Origin of the sequence: Klebsiella sp. GW_Kp182 (assembly GCF_040062275.1) — a bacterium.
In the GTDB taxonomy this organism is placed as follows: Bacteria; Pseudomonadota; Gammaproteobacteria; order Enterobacterales; family Enterobacteriaceae; genus Klebsiella; species Klebsiella michiganensis.
The window spans coordinates 1-17,710 of the sequence record NZ_JBEAFQ010000058.1 but is presented as its reverse complement, the minus strand read 5'-3'; the positions used below and the strand labels follow the sequence as shown (position 1 = coordinate 17,710).

The following is a 17,710-nucleotide window of genomic DNA, read 5'->3' as shown; positions in this document are numbered from 1 at the left end:
GAATCTGATGAGTGACTATAAATCGACCCTGAATTTGCCGGAAACAGGGTTCCCGATGCGCGGCGACCTCGCCAAGCGTGAACCGGGAATGCTGGCGCGTTGGACCGATGATGACCTGTACGGCATCATTCGTGCAGCCAAAAAAGGCAAAAAAACCTTCATTCTGCATGATGGCCCTCCTTATGCGAATGGCAGCATTCATATTGGTCACTCGGTTAACAAGATTCTGAAAGACATTATCGTTAAGTCCAAAGGGCTGGCGGGCTATGACTCTCCGTACGTACCGGGCTGGGACTGCCACGGTCTGCCGATCGAGCTGAAAGTGGAGCAGGAGTACGGCAAGCCGGGTGAGAAATTCACCGCCGCCGAGTTCCGCGCTAAGTGCCGTGAATACGCCGCCACCCAGGTTGACGGACAGCGTAAAGACTTTATCCGTCTGGGCGTGCTGGGCGACTGGTCGCATCCGTACCTGACCATGGACTTCAAAACCGAAGCCAACATCATCCGCGCGCTGGGTAAAATCATCGGCAACGGCCACCTGCACAAAGGCGCTAAGCCGGTGCACTGGTGCGTAGACTGCCGCTCCGCGCTGGCTGAAGCGGAAGTCGAGTATTACGACAAAACCTCTCCGTCCATCGACGTGGCGTTCCACGCGGCCGATAAAGCGGCGGTGCTGGCGAAATTTGGCGTGGCCGATGTCAACGGCCCGGTTTCTCTGGTTATCTGGACCACCACCCCGTGGACCCTGCCGGCGAACCGCGCCATCTCGCTCTCCCCGGAGTTTGACTATGCGCTGGTGCAGGTTGACGGTCAGGCGCTGATCCTGGCAAAAGACCTGGTCGACAGCGTGATGAAGCGCGCCGGCATTGCTGATTACACCATCCTGGCGGTGGTGAACGGCGCCGAGCTGGAGCTGATGCGCTTTAAGCACCCGTTCCTCGATTTTGACGTCCCGGCGATCCTGGGCGATCACGTCACGCTGGACGCGGGTACCGGTGCGGTGCATACCGCGCCAGGCCACGGTCCAGATGACTATGTCATCGGTCAAAAATATGGCCTGGAAGTGGCGAACCCGGTTGGCCCGGACGGCGCCTATCTGCCGGGAACCTATCCAACGCTGGACGGCGTAAACGTCTTTAAAGCCAACGATGTTGTCGTTGCGCTGCTGTCAGAAAAAGGCGCGCTGCTGCACGTTGAAAAAATGCAGCACAGCTACCCGTGCTGCTGGCGTCACAAAACGCCGATCATCTTCCGCGCCACGCCGCAGTGGTTCGTGAGCATGGATCAAAAAGGTCTGCGCAAACAGTCGCTTTCCGAAATCAAAGGCGTGCAGTGGATCCCAGACTGGGGCCAGGCGCGTATCGAATCGATGGTCGCCAACCGCCCTGACTGGTGTATCTCCCGTCAGCGCACCTGGGGCGTACCGATGTCGCTGTTCGTGCATAAAGAGACGCAGGAGCTGCATCCGCGCACGCTGGAACTGATGGAAGAAGTGGCGAAACGCGTAGAAGTCGACGGCATCCAGGCGTGGTGGGATCTCGATTCCCGCGACATCCTCGGCGCCGACGCGGATAGCTACGAGAAGGTGCCGGATACGCTGGACGTCTGGTTTGACTCCGGCTCGACCCACTCTTCCGTCGTTGACGTGCGTCCTGAATTCGCCGGTCACGCCGCCGATATGTATCTGGAAGGCTCCGACCAGCACCGCGGCTGGTTTATGTCATCCCTGATGATCTCTACCGCGATGAAGGGCAAAGCGCCTTATCGCCAGGTACTGACCCACGGCTTTACCGTTGATGGCCAGGGCCGCAAGATGTCCAAGTCTATCGGCAACACCGTTTCTCCGCAGGACGTGATGAACAAGCTGGGCGCGGATATTCTGCGCCTGTGGGTGGCTTCCACCGATTACACCGGCGAAATGGCGGTCTCTGACGAGATCCTCAAACGCGCCGCTGACAGCTATCGTCGTATCCGTAACACCGCGCGCTTCCTGCTGGCGAACCTCAACGGTTTCGATCCGGCAAAAGATATGGTGAAACCGGAAGAGATGGTCGTGCTGGACCGCTGGGCAGTAGGCTGCGCGCAAGCGGCGCAGGACGATATCGTCAAAGCCTACGAATCCTATGACTTCCACGAAGTGGTGCAGCGCCTGATGCGCTTCTGCTCCATCGAAATGGGCTCGTTCTGGCTCGATATCATTAAAGATCGCCAGTACACCACCAAGGCTGACAGCATCGCGCGTCGTAGCTGCCAGACCGCGCTGTACCATATTGCCGAGGCGCTGGTGCGCTGGATGGCGCCGATCATGTCCTTCACCGCTGACGAAATCTGGGGTTACCTGCCGGGCGACCGCGAGAAATACGTCTTTACCGGCGAATGGTATACCGGCCTGTTTGGCCTGGACGCTGACGAAGCGATGAACGACGGCTTCTGGGACGCGCTGCTGAAGGTGCGTGGCGAAGTCAACAAGGTTATCGAACAGGCTCGTACGGACAAGCAGGTGGGCGGCTCTCTGGAAGCGGCGGTAACGCTGTACGCCGATGCCGATCTCGCGGCGAAGCTGAACGCGCTGGGCGATGAATTGCGATTTGTCCTGTTGACCTCAGGGGCGAACGTTGCCGATTATGCGCAGGCTCCGGCCGACGCCTGGCAGAGTGAACTGCTCAAAGGTCTGAAAGTCGTGCTGAGTAAAGCCGAAGGTGACAAGTGCCCGCGCTGCTGGCATTACACCACGGATATCGGCAAGGTGGCGGAACACGCGGATATCTGCGGACGCTGTGTCAGCAACATCGCCGGTGACGGCGAAAAACGTAAGTTTGCCTGATGAGTAAACCGATTTGTTCAACGGGGCTACGCTGGCTGTGGGTCGTCGTAGCCGTGCTGATTATCGATTTAGGCAGTAAATTCCTGATCCTCCAGAACTTCGCTCTGGGGGATACGGTATCGCTGTTCCCATCGCTTAATCTGCACTATGCGCGCAACTATGGCGCGGCTTTTAGCTTCCTCGCCGACAGCGGCGGCTGGCAGCGCTGGTTCTTCGCCGGTATCGCTATCGGTATCTGCGTGATCCTTGCGGTGCTGATGTATCGTTCTAAGGCGACGCAAAAGCTGAATAATATTGCCTACGCCCTGATTATTGGCGGCGCGCTGGGGAATTTATTCGACAGGCTGTGGCATGGTTTTGTCGTCGATATGATCGATTTCTACGTTGGGAACTGGCACTTCGCCACCTTCAACCTCGCCGATACCGCTATCTGCATCGGCGCGGCGCTGATTGTGCTGGAAGGCTTCTTACCGAACGCGGCTGCGAAGAAACAGGCGTAACAAAACTCGCCCGGCGGCGCCGCCGCCGGGCAAAACAAGTGAGCAACCTGCATGTCTAAATCAGTACAGAGCAACAGTGCGGTGCTGGTGCACTTCACCTTAAAGCTCGACGATGGCTCCACCGCAGAGTCAACCCGCAATAACGGTAAACCCGCGCTCTTTCGCCTGGGCGATACCTCGCTTTCTGAAGGTCTGGAACAGCATCTGCTGGGGCTGAAAGAAGGGGATAAAACCACCTTTTCGCTGGAGCCGGACGCCGCGTTTGGCGTACCGAGCCCGGACCTGATTCAATATTTCTCGCGCCGGGAGTTTATCGACGCGGGCGAGCCGGAAGTCGGCGCGATTATGCTTTTTACCGCAATGGATGGCAGCGAAATGCCCGGCGTGATCCGCGAAGTGAACGGCGATTCGATCACCGTTGATTTCAATCATCCGCTGGCCGGGCGTACCGTTCATTTTGATGTTGAAGTGCTGGAGATCGATCCGGCGCTGGAGGGGTAAGATGCAGATTCTGTTGGCTAACCCGCGCGGCTTCTGCGCAGGCGTTGACCGCGCTATCAGCATTGTTGAAAACGCGCTGACGCTATACGGCGCGCCGATCTACGTGCGTCATGAAGTCGTGCACAACCGCTATGTTGTCGACAGCCTGCGTCAACGCGGCGCTATTTTTATCGAGCAGATTAGCGAAGTGCCGGACGGCGCCATCCTGATTTTCTCCGCCCACGGCGTCTCTCAGGCCGTTCGCAACGAGGCGAAAAGCCGCGATTTGACGGTTTTTGACGCCACCTGCCCGCTGGTGACTAAAGTGCATATGGAAGTCGCCCGCGCCAGCCGCCGCGGCGAAGAGTCCATTCTGATTGGCCACGCCGGTCACCCGGAAGTTGAAGGCACCATGGGGCAGTACAGCAACCCGCAGGGGGGGATGTACCTGGTGGAATCGCCGGACGATGTCTGGACGCTGGACGTGAAAAACGACGCTAAGCTGTCGTTTATGACCCAGACGACGCTCTCCGTCGACGATACCTCCGACGTGATTGACGCTCTGCGCGAGCGTTTCCCGAAAATCGTCGGGCCGCGTAAAGATGATATCTGCTACGCCACGACTAACCGCCAGGAAGCCGTCCGCGCGCTGGCCGGGCAGGCCGACGTGGTGCTGGTGGTGGGGTCGAAGAACTCCTCTAACTCTAACCGCCTGGCCGAGCTGGCGCAGCGGATGGGGAAAGCGGCCTATCTGATTGACGACGCGACCGATATCCAGGAAGCCTGGGTCAAAGAAGCGGATTGCGTCGGCGTGACCGCGGGCGCATCGGCGCCGGATATCCTGGTACAGAACGTGATTTCGCGTTTGCAGGAGCTGGGCGGCGGCGAAGCGGTGCCGCTGGAAGGCCGCGAAGAGAACATCGTTTTCGAGGTGCCGAAAGAGCTGCGCGTAGATGTCCGTGAAGTAGAGTAAGTTCTTTTTCGCCGCAGTATGAGAAGATGCCAGACTTAACGTCTGGCATTTTTTATGGAGAAACGATGCGCTTACCTATCATTCTGGATACCGATCCCGGCATTGATGACGCCGCGGCGATTGCCGCCGCGCTGTTCGCCCCCGAGCTTGATCTGCAGCTGATGACCACGGTGGCGGGCAACGTGTCGGTGGAGAAAACGACCCGCAACGCCCTTCAGCTTCTGCATTTCTGGAACGCCGATGTTCCCCTGGCCCAGGGCGCGTCGATGCCGCTGGTTCGCCCTCTGCGCGACGCCGCCTCGGTGCACGGCGAGTCCGGTATGGAAGGCTACGATTTCGTTGAACATCACCGCCAGCCGCTGGCGAAACCGGCATTTCAGGCGATCCGCGATGCGCTGATGCACGCCCCGGAGCCGATGACGCTGGTGGCGATCGGCCCGTTAACCAACATTGCGCTTCTGCTGACCCAGTACCCGGAATGCCGCTTTAACATCCGTCGCCTGGTTATCATGGGCGGCTCCGCCGGGCGCGGCAACTTTACGCCGAATGCGGAATTTAACATCGCCATCGACCCGGAAGCGGCGGCTAAAGTGTTCAACAGCGGGCTGGATATCGTCATGTGCGGGCTGGACGTCACCAATCAGGCGATGCTGGCGCCGGATTACCTCGCCACTCTGCCAACGTTGAATCAGACCGGGAAAATGCTGCACGCGCTGTTTAGCCACTACCGTAGCGGCAGCATGAGCAGCGGGCTGCGTATGCACGACCTGTGCGCGATTGCGTGGTTGGTTCGCCCGCAGCTCTTTACCCTTGAACCGTGCTTTGTGGCGGTAGAAAACCAGGGCACATGGACCTCAGGCACCACGGTGGTTGATATCGAGGGCAGGCTGGGCCAGCCGGCAAATGCACGGGTGGCGCTGGGGCTGGACGTCGAAGGATTTCAGCGCTGGGCGGCCGAGGTGATTGCCCTGGCGCCTTAACCGGGGGACGAAGCGGCCGGCGCGGCGCTCAGGTATTGTGAGTGGCATCAACGACGTTGCGCCATAGCGCGCCCGCTTCATCCGTCCACATAAGCAGTAAGAGCGAAGCTAATCGTTCTGCCGCCGCGGAGAGAGGCCTGTTCTTTACGCGGATCATACCAAGCGTCCGCCGGATAACCGGCTCCACGAGCGGAACGCTCACGACGGTGCTATTGCCGCTATGGGGCATTGCCAGACAGGGAAGCGCCGAGACGCCCAGTCCGGCTTCGACAAGGCCGAGCGAGGTCGACAAATGCCTGACTTCATAAAACCAATCCAGTCGCCAGGGCTTATCCGCCAGGCATTTCTCTATTAACTGTCGGTTGCCGCTTGATTTCCTGACGCCGATTAAGGTCTGGCTCACCAGTTCCCGCCATTCGACTAATTTTCGACACGCCAGAGGGTGGTCTTGCCGACAGGCCAGAACAAAAGGTTCATTCACCAGGGGGATAAAATCGATGTCTGGATATGTGATGAAGTTCATGTTTATTCCAAAATCAACTTCGCCTTTTCGTACCGAGTTCATGCACGTTTCTATACCTTGTTCATAAATTCGTACTTTGATGTTGGGGTAGTTTTTATTAAATTGCACGATAGCGCGCGGTAAAAAGTAAAATACGGCGGTCGGAATGCAAGATAGCGTAACGGTATCATGTAATTGAGACGTTGAATCGTTGAGGTTAAATATTGCCGCATCAAGACTGGAAATCAACGCTTTGGCCTTGGGGAGCAGTATTTTCCCGGCCTGGGTAAGCGCAAGTTTTCGCGTGGTTCGTTCGAACAGCGCAATATTCAGATGACTCTCTATTTTTTTTATCTTTTTGGTGAGTGCCGGCTGCGAGAGGCTGAGCTGCTCGGCGGCTTTGCTAAATGAGCCAAGCTCTGCCACCGTGACGAAAGCTTTCATACCGGATAGTTCATTTTTCATTATTGCTCCGTAGGGTTTAATAAGCGTTGTTCTAAGTAGACGACAAGTCATTATTAAGCAGGCATGCTTTTTTATTAATACTTAGCAGGAATAACTCTTATGGCAAAATTTTATCAACCAGCGAAATTCTTGCAAGTAGAATGCATTGGTAAAATACCTGGCGTGATTTATCTGGCCGTTAATTAAGTAAATAAAAACCTTAAAGAACATAAAACCAATTAAATTCACGCGGCGTTTTATTCAATTCTTCTATTTATTTCTGGCGGATAAGGAACATGCTATGAAGAGCATTCCCTGTGTATTAATGCGTGGAGGGACATCAAAAGGTGTCTTTCTATTAGCAGATGATTTACCCAAGGATATTCAGAAACGTGATGAGTGCTTGTTAACCATAATGGGATCCGGTCACGAGCTGGAGATTGACGGTATTGGCGGAGGGAGCCCGCAAACCAGTAAAGTGGCCATTATTAGCCAATCCCTTAGCGACAAAGCGGATATCGATTATCTGTTTGTTCAGGTCATCGTCAATGAACGGCGGGTGGATACGACGCCAAACTGCGGCAATATGCTGTGCGCGGTTGGCGGCTTTGCCATTGAACATGGGTTGGTTAAGGCGCTGTCGCCGGTTACGCGAGTGCGTATAAGAAATGTGAACACCAATACCTTTGTTGACGCTGACGTTCAAACACCAGATGGAAAGGTTATTTATGAAGGCAATACGCAAATCGATGGCGTTCCAGGCCATGCCGCGCCGGTTGCGCTGACTTTTCTGAATGCCGCGGGCGCAAAATCCGGCCAGCTTTTCCCAACGGGCAATCGTATGGAAGTCTTTGATAATGTACGAGTGACCTGTATTGATATGGCGATGCCTATGGTGGTGATCCCGGCCCAGAGTCTGGGAAAAACCGGATATGAATCTGCCAGCGAATTAGATCGGGATACAGCCTTACTCAAATCGCTGGAATCTATTCGCCGTCAGGCCGGGAAGGCGATGGGGTTTGGGGATGTGAGCAATATGGTTATCCCTAAACCGGTTCTGATTTCTCCGGGGCTAAGCGGCGGAACGATAAATGTACGTTATTTTATGCCGCATAACTGTCATAAATCGCTGGCGATTACCGGCGCTATCGGTCTGGCAAGCGCATGTGTTATTCCAGGCACTATTGCGAATGAACTGACGAAGCTATCGGGCGATGGCGTTATTACAGTCGAACATCCCAGCGGGGGGATCGACGTCGATTTAAGTCATACAGCTGAGCGCCCGGAGGATATTCGGGCATCGGTTATACGTACCGCGCGGAAAATTCTTTCAGGAACGGTTTACATCCCCGAATAAATATCCACCCTCCGATTATCTATCAATCCACCGTAGAAGAGGAGAGGGGAGGCATGTGAATACGTTCAGCAAGCATCCTCAAATATTGAGTGCAGGTAAGGAATGGAAATGCAAAATAATAAATTATGGAAGCTGCTTGTTATTATAGCAATACCGTTACTCATCAGTTTATGCCCGGCGCCGGAAGGATTATCAACACTTGCCTGGGTATTATCCGGTATCTATCTGGCAGCGATTGTAGGTTTAGTAATTAAACCGTTTTCTGAACCCGTGGTATTGCTGATCGCCGTTGCGGCATCAATGGTGATTGTGGGCAATTTGGGTGACGGTTCGATAAAAGCCGCCAGCGTATTAAGCGGATATTCATCAGGTACCACCTGGTTAGTCTTTTCTGCATTTACCCTGAGCGCGGCATTTGTGATTACCGGATTGGGTAAAAGAATTGCTTATATACTTATCGGCAAGATTGGCAGCACGACGTTGGGCCTTGGCTATGTTACCGCTTTTCTTGACCTGATTCTGGCGCCCGCCACGCCGTCGAATACGGCCCGCGCCGGCGGCATCGTCTTACCCATAATCAATAGCGTCGCCGTCGCCTTAGGGTCAGAGCCGGAGCGGAGCGCGAAGCGCGTGGGCCACTACCTCATGCTGAACATCTATATGGTCACTAAAACGACCAGCTACATGTTCTTCACCGCCATGGCCGGGAATATCCTCGCGCTGAAAATGATCGAAGATATTTGCCACATAAAATTGAGCTGGGGAGGATGGGCGCTGGCCGCAGGACTACCTGGCATTATTATGTTGCTGCTGACGCCGCTGATTACCTACAAGCTGTATCCGCCAGAATTAAAGCGGGTTGATAATAAAAAGATTGCTCAGACAGGCATAGACGCTTTGGGGCCCATGACGGTGCGGGAAAAGATGCTCTCTTGCCTTTTTGTTCTTGCGCTCGGCGGTTGGGTATTCAGCAGCGCCCTGGGGGTCAATGAGTCTACCGTTGCGATCTGCGTAATGGCGCTGATGCTGGTATTGAAAATCGTCACCTGGGATGACGTGATTAAGAATAAAGGAGGATGGAATACGCTCATCTGGTACGGGGGCATTATTGGTTTAAGCTCATTGCTCTCTAAGGTTGGATTTTTCGTATGGCTAGCAGAGGCGCTTAAAAATAATATTTCCTTTGATGGCCACGGCAATGTCGCTTTTATTGTGATTGTCGCACTGAGCATATTGGTTCGTTATTTCTTCGCGTCAGGGAGTGCTTATATTGTCGCGATGGTACCGGTCTTTGCCATGCTGGCGAATGTTTCTGGCGCACCGATAATGCTCACCGCGCTCGCGCTATTATTCAGCAACTCTTATGGTGGCATGGTAACCCACTACGGCGGTGCGGCAGGGCCAGTTATTTTTGGCGTTGGCTATAATGATATCAAATCATGGTGGATTATTGGTGGGATATTAGCATTGCTGACTTTTATTCTGCAAATCACCCTCGGGGTATGGTGGTGGGAGATGTTAATCGCCTGGGGAGTAATTTAAATAATCTTTAAGGAGATGAAGGTTTGCCCGGGCATCCTCTGATGCCCGGGGGGAAGTCCTCTTATTAAGAAAACATAGCCTTTTAGCAAGGTGAGGTGCGATATATTTATGTCTCCAGTTACGATTACGTTGTCGTTATTGGTTTTTTCTATTGTCATGTTTGTTTGGGAAAAAATACCTTTAGCGGTAACGGCCATGATTGTTTGTATTACTCTGGTGGTGACCGGGGTTTTTGATGTCAAAACGGCTTTTGCCGGTTTTATTAATCAAAATGTGATTTTGTTTGTGGCTATGTTTGTGGTTGGCGGCGCCTTATTCGAAACCGGGGTGACGGATAAAATTGGTAGTATGGTTACACGCTACGCCAGGACAGAAAAGCAGCTGATAGTCGTCATTATGCTGGTCTGCGGAACGCTTTCCGGGCTGCTATCCAATACCGGCACGGCGGCGGTCCTCATTCCTGTGGTGATTGGCGCAGCGATGAAATCAGGATATGCCCGGTCGCGCTTGCTTATGCCGCTGGCTTTTGCCTCGGCGCTGGGGGGAAATTTATCGCTGATCGGCTCACCCGGGAATCTGATCGCGCAGTCGGCGCTGGAGCAGGTTGGTCAACGCTTCGGGTTTTTTGAATATGCTAAGTTAGGCATTCCGATGCTGGCCTGCGGCATACTCTATTTTGTGACGATCGGCTATCGCATATTGCCAAAAACGAATGCGGCCCAGCATCAAAGTGTTAATAATATTAAAGCGCAGGCATGCCCGAAATATAAGCAGGTGATTGCGCTATCGGTATTAATCCTGACCGTACTGGGCATGATTTTTGAAAAACAGCTAGGTTTGCCGATTGCGATCGTCGGTTCAATTGGCGCATTGTCGTTGATTGTGACCCGGGTCATTACGGAAAAACAGGCTTACCAGGCTATCGACTCGCAGACGATTTTCCTCTTCGGCGGCACTCTGGCATTAGCAAAAGCGCTGGAAACCACCGGCGCTGGCGCCATTATGGCGCGCTCAATTATCGCGTTATTAGGCCAGCAGGCGTCGCCTTTCTTACTTTTGAGCGCCGTATTGATAATCTCCTGCGTGTTAACCAATTTCATGTCGAATACGGCAACCGCCGCTTTATTAATGCCGATTGGCCTGTCTATTGCTCATTCTATGGGCGCCGATCCTCGGGCGGTGTTAATGGCGATTGTTATCGGCTGTTCATGTGCTTACGCAACGCCGGTGGGCACCCCGGCTAATATGATGATTTTTTCTGCCGGCGGATATAAGTTTGTCGATTACGTTAAGGTTGGATTGCCGCTTATTTTGATATCGGTCATTGTCAGCTTTATCTTGCTGCCTGTTTTCTTCCCATTTTATTAATCGCGGCCAGTCATTTTTACCGAATGGCTAATGTCAGGCGTGTTTTTTCAACATCTAAGGATATATGTGATGATTAAATTGTATGACCACGGAGTCTATATATCACATCAGCACGGTATTATTGCTGCTGATAAGGGGTCAGTCGCGTTAGAGAAGCATGAGGCACGCAAGGGAACGATCTCGTGGTCGATCCTCTCCGCCCATAATACTTCAGGGAATGAACAGCAGTTAAAAATTAAATTTGATTCAATGGCCTCCCACGATATTACTTTTGTGGGCATCATCCAGACTGCTAAGGCCTCGGGAATGGAACGTTTTCCATTACCCTATGTTCTGACGAATTGCCATAATTCGCTTTGCGCTGTCGGCGGCACTATCAACAGCGACGATCATATATTTGGTTTGTCCTCAGCACAAAAATATGGCGGTATTTATGTCCCGCCCCATATCTCAGTTATTCATCAATATATGCGCGAGATGATGGCCGGCGGTGGGAAAATGATCCTGGGCTCAGACAGCCATACGCGCTATGGCGCTTTAGGGACCATGGCGGTTGGCGAGGGGGGCGGCGAGTTGGTTAAGCAACTGCTCGGAGAGACCTGGGATATTGATTATCCTGAGATTGTCGCCGTGTATTTGACAGGGAAACCCTCGCCCGGCGTTGGCCCTCAGGATATTGCCCTGGCGATAATTGGCGCGGTGTTCGAGCGCGGTTATGTGAAAAATAAAGTTATGGAGTTTGTGGGGCCTGGGGTGGCGACAATGTCTACCGACTTCAGGAATAGCGTAGATGTGATGACCACGGAGACCACCTGTTTATCGTCCATCTGGCAAACGGATGAAGAGACAAAAAACTACCTGCGTATTCACGGCAGGGAACAAGACTATTGTCCGCTCTCAGCAAAAGAGATGGCCTACTATGATGGCTGCATAGAAGTGAATTTAAGCACCATCAAGCCGATGATCGCCTTGCCTTTTCACCCTGCCAACGTATATGAAATTGATACGCTTAATGACAATTTGCAGGATATTTTGCACGAGGTTGAGATTGCGGCGGATAACATTTCCCAGGGACGCGCCAGGCTCTCCCTGCTGGATAAAGTCGAACATGGGAAGCTGCGGATTCAGCAGGGGATCATCGCCGGCTGCGCTGGCGGAAATTATGTTAACGTGGTCGAAGCGGCTCATGCCTTAAAAAATCACGCCTGCGGTGACAACGTTTTCTCTCTCTCGATATATCCCTCATCCCAGCCGGTGCTGATGGATCTGACCAAAAAAGGGATAACGACCGATTTATTAAGCGCCGGCGCAATTATGCGTACCGCATTTTGCGGCCCCTGCTTCGGTGCGGGCGACACGCCCATGCATAATGGACTGAGCATTCGCCACACGACGCGTAATTTTCCCAACCGGGAAGGGTCCAAACCCGGGAATGGGCAAATGTCGGCCGTTGCGCTGATGGATGCCCGCTCCATAGCGGCGACGGCTGCCAATGGGGGCGTGCTGACATCGGCTTCCGCGCTTGATTGCTGGGAAGACATTCCGCAGTATGAATTTGATGCTTCACCTTATCGGAGTCGTGTTTATCAAGGGTTTATTAAAGGAGCGACCCGGCAATCGCTGATCTACGGCCCCAATATAAAAGACTGGCCGGAGATGAGTGAGCTGACGGACAATATTTTGTTAAACGTGACCTCAAAAATCATGGATCCGGTGACCACTACCGATGAACTGATTCCATCAGGCGAAACCTCATCATTTCGCTCCAATCCGTTAGGGCTGGCTGAGTTTACCCTTTCGCGACGCGACCCGGGCTATGTCGGCCGTAGTAAGAAGATTGCGGCGCTGGAAAAATTACGGATCGAGGGGGACGATCCTTGTCGCCTGGATCCGCAGCTTGAGGCGGTTTTTTCCCGGATCCGCCAACTGCCGGGGCAGGAAAATGTCACGCTTGAGCAGACGGAGATTGGCAGCATGGTTTATGCGGTCAAACCCGGCGATGGTTCCGCACGAGAGCAAGCCGCCAGCTGCCAGAGAGTCCTTGGTGGCCTGGCAAATATTGCCCAGCAGTATGCCACGAAGCGCTATCGTTCGAACGTGATTAACTGGGGAATGCTGCCATTGCAGATGAAGGCGCTGCCGGAGTTTGAGGTCGGCGACTTCATCTATATCCCGGGGATCAGGTCAGCCCTGGAAACCGATCTGCGTCAGATTACCGCGTTCGTAATCGGCCACGATCGCCCCATTAAAGAGATCTCTCTTTACATGGAGGGGCTCACCTCAGCAGAGCGGGAGATAATTAAGGCGGGAAGCCTGATTAATTATAATAAATTACGCTTAACAACCCACCATCAGTAAACGATATTGATCATCAAGATGAATCAACGGGGGTGATATTGCATCCCCGTTTTTATTCATAGCCGCTTATTCCGTGGTTTTCGATCGCGGCGTTAGAGCTGGGCTACCTGAAGCCGGCTTCATCTTCTCGCTAAGATAATCAATCATCGCCCGCATTCTGGCGGGCATATGCTTATTGCCCGACCACAGTAGCCAGAGCTGGCCGGAATAGCGGCTGATAAACTCCCACTCCGGTAAAACCTGCACAATCTCGCCGCGCGCCAGCGCCTCACGGGCGGTAAACAGCGGCAGGCTGCCGATGCCCAGATTCTGCTTCACGGCATCGAGGCGCACGGCCGTATGGTTGGCGGCGTAGCGGCCGTGAGTCTGAATTGTTTCCGTTTTCCCCCCGCGGCGGAACTTCCAGCGCGAATCGGCGGGCGTCTCGCCAAGGCTGATACAGCTATGTTCGCGCAGATCCTGCGGCGTTTGCGGCGTTCCATAGTGCTCCAGATAGCCGGGCGTCGCGCAGATGACGTGGCTGATGGTCATCAAAGGCTTACCGTGCAGCCCCGGCGAGGGGGTAGGGGTGATACGCAGCGCCAGATCGATGCCGTCATCAATAAAATCGAGAACCCGATCCTCAAGCCGCAGACAGACGTCGATCTTCGGGTAGCGGTTAAAAAATTCCAGCATCAGCGGGTGAATGGCAAACCGTCCCACGGCTTTCGGCACGCTGAGCGTGAGCTTGCCCTGCGCCACCGCCTGGGTACTGCTGGCGGAGTCCATGGCCATACGCGCCGATTCCAGCATCTCCAGCGCATGTTCATACACCATTTTCCCGGCATCGCTGAGGCGCAGCTTGCGCGTGGTGCGGTGCAGCAGCTTGCAGCCCATCTCCTGCTCCAGGCGCGAGACGCTGCGGCTGATCGCCGAAGGCGTTGCGCCGGCCTGGCGTGCGACGGCGGAGAAGCTGCCCTGTTCCACAATCTGTACGAACAGGGCGAGGTCGGGCAGTAGGCTCAGATTCATTTGTGCTTCCGGAGCAAAATTGCGTTGATGTCAGGCGGGATTATCGCCGCCAGCAATATCAATATACTGTCCTGACAGAGAGGAGGACAACCATGACTGAACGCCTTTATTACACCAGCGACGCCGAGGAATGCCTTGCGCAAGTCGTCAACTGCCTGAGCGAAGCCGATGGCCGCTATGCCATTGAGCTGGATCGCACGCTGTTTCACCCGCAGGGCGGCGGGCAGCCGGCGGATCGCGGCTGGATTGCCGGCCTCGCCGTCGAGGGCGTGGTTAGCCGCGGCGATAGCGTGGCGCATATCGTTTCACAGCCGCTGCCGGCCGGCGAGGTCACGATCCGCATCGATCCAGAGAGCCGGCGGCTGCACGCGCGTCTGCACTCCGCCGGGCACGCGCTTGCCCAGGCCGGGGAGCTGTCGGGCTGGCAGCCGATCAAAGGACATCACTGGCCGGGAGAAAGCCGTATTATTTTTGCCCCAGGCGCGCATGGCGGGCTGCCCGAGGCCAGCGCGCTGCTGGAAAAAGTCGAGGCCTGGCAGGCAGACAATTTACCGCGTCAGTTTACTTTTGCCGATGGCCTGCGCAAGGTCGGGTTCGGCGACATGCAGAGCTATCCCTGCGGCGGGACGCACGTGGCCAGCCTGTCCGAACTGGGTAAAGTCGTCATTTCCCAGGTGAAGATGAAAAAAGGGCAAATTATTGTCAGCTACACGGTGGAATAAGCGAGTGAAAAGGAGATGCACACTCAACAGGGCATCTCCCGGTGCTTAAATATGCGCAGGATGTTTACCGTGATAAATCCGCTCCGGTCTGCCGACTTTGCCATAGCTGATTTCAGCCTCAAGGAAATCGTTTTTAACGCCCTGCTCAAGGTAGCGGCGGGCGGTGGTTTTACTACTGCCGAGAATACGGGCCAGGGTGTCTGCGGTATGGACCGTTTCCGGATCGGCAAAGAGCTGTAATACCCGATTAAAAGTGCTCTCATCAATACCCCGCAGCGGAGAGCCTGCGGCTTCCGCCTGCTCTTTTGCCTGGATATTGAACAGGGCGTCAACATGGGTCTGGCTTGCCTGCTCGCTTGAGCGAAGAGAGCTGCGATAGCGGGCAAAACGCTCAAGCGTATGCTGCAGGCGCTGATAGTGAACGGGTTTAATCAGGTAATCAAAAACGCCCATCCGCAGGGCTTCGCTGATGGTATCCATATGGTTGTCGGCGGTGATGAAAATGATGCGCCCTTTATAATGAGTATTGACGGCGTGGCGGATCAAATCGAGTCCTTTGCCATCGGGTAAGAAGTTATCCAGCAGGGTGAGCTGGGGCTGATAGAGGCGAAGCATCTTTTTTGCGCTTTCCAGTTTATCCGCAATGCCAATGACTTCGAACTGGGGAAATTGCTTGATGGTATCCACCAGAATTTCCGCCAGCATAGGTTCGTCTTCAACGATGAGAGTGGTGATGCTATCCATGGTGTTCATCTCGGGTCAGGGGGATATAAAGGGTAAAAATAGTGCCAAAAGGGATGTTGTCATCGACGACGATATTGCCGCCCGCCTGCTCAACGTAGCTGCGAACCAGCCAGAGTCCGATGCCGTGATCGCCGCTGTCGCTGCTGGTCACGCCGCGCTCAAAAATACGATCGCGCAGCGATTCCTCAATCCCGCAGCCCTGGTCGGCGATCTCGACGATCGCTTCGCCGCCCTCGCTGTTGATCAGGCATTCGATCTGCTTTGAACCTGCCGGCTGACGTAGGGCGGCGTTGTAGGCGTTATCCAGCAAATTGCCGACGATCGAGATCCATTCATTATGCGACAGCGAAGAGGGGAGAGTTTCAACGTGGCAGGCGGGATCGAAGACCAGCTCTAATCCGAGCTCTTTGGCGCGGTAATATTTGCCGATCAGCAGCCCGGCAAGGTGGTTCACTTTAAAATTGCGGGCAATAAAATCGAGCACTTTCTGGTGGCTCTCAGACTGCTGCTGAATAAGATCCAGCGCGTTATCGTAGCGTTTTAAAAACAGCAGCCCGGCAATGGTGGAGATCAGATTGCGATGCTCGTGCTGTACGGCGCGCAGGTTATCCGCGTACTGCTGGACCTGGCTGAGCTGCAGGCTCAGAGTGTTGATATCGTCTTTACTGCGAAAGCTAATGACCCAGCCCTGGGGCTCGTTATTAAGCGTGACGGCCATACGGCTGGCGATCACTTTAATCTGATTAAAAGTGACGATTTCGTCTTTTTTATTTGTCTGCGGCGCGTCATAGAAGAATGCCTCCTGAGAGATCACGCTGCTGATGCTTTTGCCAATCAGAATGGTTTCCGGCTGGCTCAGGTTTAATAGCCTCCTTGCGGTTTGATTGATGGCGGTAATTCGGTAGTGGGAGTCAATGGCTATCAGCCCCTCAAAGACCGATTCAAACAGGACGCTCTGCTGGATAAGCAGCTGTGAGAGCTGCTGTGGTTCCATATTCAGCATCTGTTTTTTGATATGCAGCGAGAAGCGCCGGGCGCAGTAGAGCAGCAGAAGTAGCATGATCGCCATCGGGATCATCAGCGATCCGATTTGCAGACTCAGCCAGTTTTCTAACTGTTCGATGGTGTAGCCCACCGATACAATACCGATCACCTTCCCGGTGCTGTCCTGGATCGGCGACTTGCCGCGTAATGACGAACCGAGCGATCCTTTACGCACCGACACGTAGCTTTTGGCGTTATACAGCGCCTCGTCGCTGTCTCCGCCTTCCATCGATTTACCGATTTCCTCTGGATTCACGTGATACAGGCGCCGACCTTTCGCGTCTCCGACGGTGATATAGGTGGCGTCGGAAAACGATCGCATCGGGTCGATAAGTTCTTTAATGCGCGGTAAATCGTGCTTTTCTACCGCGTCAACCAGTTCAGGCATGGCGGAGATCTGCATGGCCTGAATCAGCGCGCGCTGTCCCACCTGGTAATGCAGGCGTTCCTCCGTAATGCTGGTGAGATACCATGACATGGCCAGCATCACGATTGTCGAGGTAAACAGGATCAACAGGAAGATGCGGTTCTGAAACGAACGTCGGGCAAACCAGTGCGTGATTTTTCGGGCAAACATTGGGCGAATTGACATCAAAAGGCCATTTTCTCTTTTTTAGGGGCCGACGGCGCTGAATCGGCCCACAGATTTACTGATTTCAGAACGCATCCAGTAGGAATACGACGTTTTACGTACCACCCGATCGGGCTTTTGCGCCGTAGCCTGGGGTATTTCCCGGAAGCGGCGCGCGGCGCCCGTCCGGGCGGGTAGCCCGGCTAAGCGCAGCGCGAGCCGGGAACAACACGTTTTTACATCGCCAGCACGTACTTGAGCATCACCCCGGCGGCAATCGCCGAGCCAAT

General features: G+C 54.3%; 15 protein-coding genes. 10 read left to right on the top strand and 5 right to left on the bottom strand.

Going from position 1 to position 17,710, the window contains the following annotated elements:
- Nucleotides 1-7 precede the first annotated feature (7 nt).
- From ileS to rihC, 5 genes are all read left to right on the top strand, one after another.
- Nucleotides 8-2,824: an isoleucine--tRNA ligase gene (ileS, locus tag ABLU88_RS24340; protein WP_014227864.1), complete on the top strand. Its 2,817-nt coding sequence runs from the start codon at nucleotides 8-10 to the stop codon at nucleotides 2,822-2,824.
- Nucleotides 2,824-3,324, top strand: a complete 501-nt coding sequence (lspA, locus tag ABLU88_RS24335; protein ID WP_004098485.1) for a signal peptidase II — start codon at nucleotides 2,824-2,826, stop codon at nucleotides 3,322-3,324. Before ileS ends, lspA begins: the two co-directional genes overlap by 1 nt.
- 51 nt (nucleotides 3,325-3,375) lie before the next feature.
- Nucleotides 3,376-3,825 carry an FKBP-type peptidyl-prolyl cis-trans isomerase gene (fkpB, locus tag ABLU88_RS24330; protein ID WP_004098486.1) on the top strand — a complete coding sequence of 150 codons (450 nt, stop codon included), beginning with the start codon at nucleotides 3,376-3,378 and terminating at the stop codon, nucleotides 3,823-3,825.
- Between the two features lies 1 nt (nucleotide 3,826).
- Nucleotides 3,827-4,777, top strand: coding sequence for a 4-hydroxy-3-methylbut-2-enyl diphosphate reductase (gene ispH, locus ABLU88_RS24325; protein ID WP_014227866.1), 951 nt, complete (start codon nucleotides 3,827-3,829; stop codon nucleotides 4,775-4,777).
- A gap of 65 nt (nucleotides 4,778-4,842) precedes the next feature.
- The gene (rihC, locus tag ABLU88_RS24320; protein WP_348838259.1) at nucleotides 4,843-5,757 is read left to right on the top strand and encodes a ribonucleoside hydrolase RihC; all 915 of its coding nucleotides are present in this window, start codon (nucleotides 4,843-4,845) and stop codon (nucleotides 5,755-5,757) included.
- A gap of 28 nt (nucleotides 5,758-5,785) precedes the next feature.
- Here rihC and ABLU88_RS24315 read toward each other — a convergent pair whose 3' ends face one another.
- Complete coding sequence (locus ABLU88_RS24315) at nucleotides 5,786-6,724, bottom strand: LysR family transcriptional regulator (RefSeq protein ID WP_014227868.1); 939 nt, start codon at nucleotides 6,722-6,724, stop codon at nucleotides 5,786-5,788.
- Nucleotides 6,725-7,004: 280 nt separating this feature from the next.
- Here ABLU88_RS24315 and ABLU88_RS24310 point away from each other — a divergent pair, with 280 nt between their 5' ends.
- From ABLU88_RS24310 to ABLU88_RS24295, 4 genes are all read left to right on the top strand, one after another.
- Nucleotides 7,005-8,060 (top strand): 4-oxalomesaconate tautomerase, encoded by a 1,056-nt coding sequence (locus tag ABLU88_RS24310; protein WP_265810918.1) that lies wholly within the window; start codon nucleotides 7,005-7,007, stop codon nucleotides 8,058-8,060.
- A gap of 108 nt (nucleotides 8,061-8,168) precedes the next feature.
- The gene (locus ABLU88_RS24305) at nucleotides 8,169-9,602 is read left to right on the top strand and encodes an anion permease (RefSeq protein WP_004098491.1); all 1,434 of its coding nucleotides are present in this window, start codon (nucleotides 8,169-8,171) and stop codon (nucleotides 9,600-9,602) included.
- Between the two features lie 108 nt (nucleotides 9,603-9,710).
- Complete coding sequence (locus ABLU88_RS24300; RefSeq protein WP_025108502.1) at nucleotides 9,711-10,970, top strand: SLC13 family permease; 1,260 nt, start codon at nucleotides 9,711-9,713, stop codon at nucleotides 10,968-10,970.
- 69 nt (nucleotides 10,971-11,039) lie between these two features.
- Nucleotides 11,040-13,328: a hydratase gene (locus ABLU88_RS24295; RefSeq protein WP_348838255.1), complete on the top strand. Its 2,289-nt coding sequence runs from the start codon at nucleotides 11,040-11,042 to the stop codon at nucleotides 13,326-13,328.
- A 66-nt stretch (nucleotides 13,329-13,394) separates the two neighbouring features.
- On the opposite strand, the gene ABLU88_RS24290 is transcribed toward ABLU88_RS24295, so the two are convergent.
- Entirely contained in the window at nucleotides 13,395-14,339 is a 945-nt protein-coding gene (locus ABLU88_RS24290; protein WP_048263811.1) for a LysR family transcriptional regulator, read from the bottom strand.
- A 92-nt stretch (nucleotides 14,340-14,431) separates the two neighbouring features.
- Here ABLU88_RS24290 and ABLU88_RS24285 point away from each other — a divergent pair, with 92 nt between their 5' ends.
- The gene (locus ABLU88_RS24285; RefSeq protein ID WP_049079152.1) at nucleotides 14,432-15,061 is read left to right on the top strand and encodes an alanyl-tRNA synthetase; all 630 of its coding nucleotides are present in this window, start codon (nucleotides 14,432-14,434) and stop codon (nucleotides 15,059-15,061) included.
- A gap of 45 nt (nucleotides 15,062-15,106) precedes the next feature.
- Here the strand turns inward: ABLU88_RS24285 and ABLU88_RS24280 are convergent, their stop codons facing one another.
- The 3 genes from ABLU88_RS24280 to ABLU88_RS24270 form a co-directional block, all read right to left on the bottom strand.
- Nucleotides 15,107-15,805 (bottom strand): response regulator, encoded by a 699-nt coding sequence (locus ABLU88_RS24280; RefSeq protein WP_047724537.1) that lies wholly within the window; start codon nucleotides 15,803-15,805, stop codon nucleotides 15,107-15,109.
- Nucleotides 15,798-17,426, bottom strand: a complete 1,629-nt coding sequence (locus ABLU88_RS24275; protein WP_014227876.1) for a sensor histidine kinase — start codon at nucleotides 17,424-17,426, stop codon at nucleotides 15,798-15,800. The genes ABLU88_RS24280 and ABLU88_RS24275 overlap by 8 nt, the downstream gene beginning before the upstream one ends.
- A 36-nt stretch (nucleotides 17,427-17,462) precedes the next feature.
- A partial coding sequence (locus ABLU88_RS24270) for a hypothetical protein (RefSeq protein WP_348838252.1) occupies nucleotides 17,463-17,710 on the bottom strand: 248 nt, incomplete at its 5' end.

Coding starts and splice junctions, on each gene's coding strand:
- ABLU88_RS24275 (WP_014227876.1), bottom strand. CDS start 17,426: ATGTTTGCCCGAAAAATCACGCACTGGTTTGCCCGACGTTCGTTTCAG.
- fkpB (WP_004098486.1), top strand. CDS start 3,376: ATGTCTAAATCAGTACAGAGCAACAGTGCGGTGCTGGTGCACTTCACC.
- rihC (WP_348838259.1), top strand. CDS start 4,843: ATGCGCTTACCTATCATTCTGGATACCGATCCCGGCATTGATGACGCC.
- ABLU88_RS24305 (WP_004098491.1), top strand. CDS start 8,169: ATGCAAAATAATAAATTATGGAAGCTGCTTGTTATTATAGCAATACCG.
- ABLU88_RS24290 (WP_048263811.1), bottom strand. CDS start 14,339: ATGAATCTGAGCCTACTGCCCGACCTCGCCCTGTTCGTACAGATTGTG.
- ABLU88_RS24295 (WP_348838255.1), top strand. CDS start 11,040: ATGATTAAATTGTATGACCACGGAGTCTATATATCACATCAGCACGGT.
- ispH (WP_014227866.1), top strand. CDS start 3,827: ATGCAGATTCTGTTGGCTAACCCGCGCGGCTTCTGCGCAGGCGTTGAC.
- ABLU88_RS24280 (WP_047724537.1), bottom strand. CDS start 15,805: ATGGATAGCATCACCACTCTCATCGTTGAAGACGAACCTATGCTGGCG.
- ABLU88_RS24310 (WP_265810918.1), top strand. CDS start 7,005: ATGAAGAGCATTCCCTGTGTATTAATGCGTGGAGGGACATCAAAAGGT.
- ABLU88_RS24285 (WP_049079152.1), top strand. CDS start 14,432: ATGACTGAACGCCTTTATTACACCAGCGACGCCGAGGAATGCCTTGCG.
- ABLU88_RS24300 (WP_025108502.1), top strand. CDS start 9,711: ATGTCTCCAGTTACGATTACGTTGTCGTTATTGGTTTTTTCTATTGTC.
- ileS (WP_014227864.1), top strand. CDS start 8: ATGAGTGACTATAAATCGACCCTGAATTTGCCGGAAACAGGGTTCCCG.
- lspA (WP_004098485.1), top strand. CDS start 2,824: ATGAGTAAACCGATTTGTTCAACGGGGCTACGCTGGCTGTGGGTCGTC.
- ABLU88_RS24315 (WP_014227868.1), bottom strand. CDS start 6,724: ATGAAAAATGAACTATCCGGTATGAAAGCTTTCGTCACGGTGGCAGAG.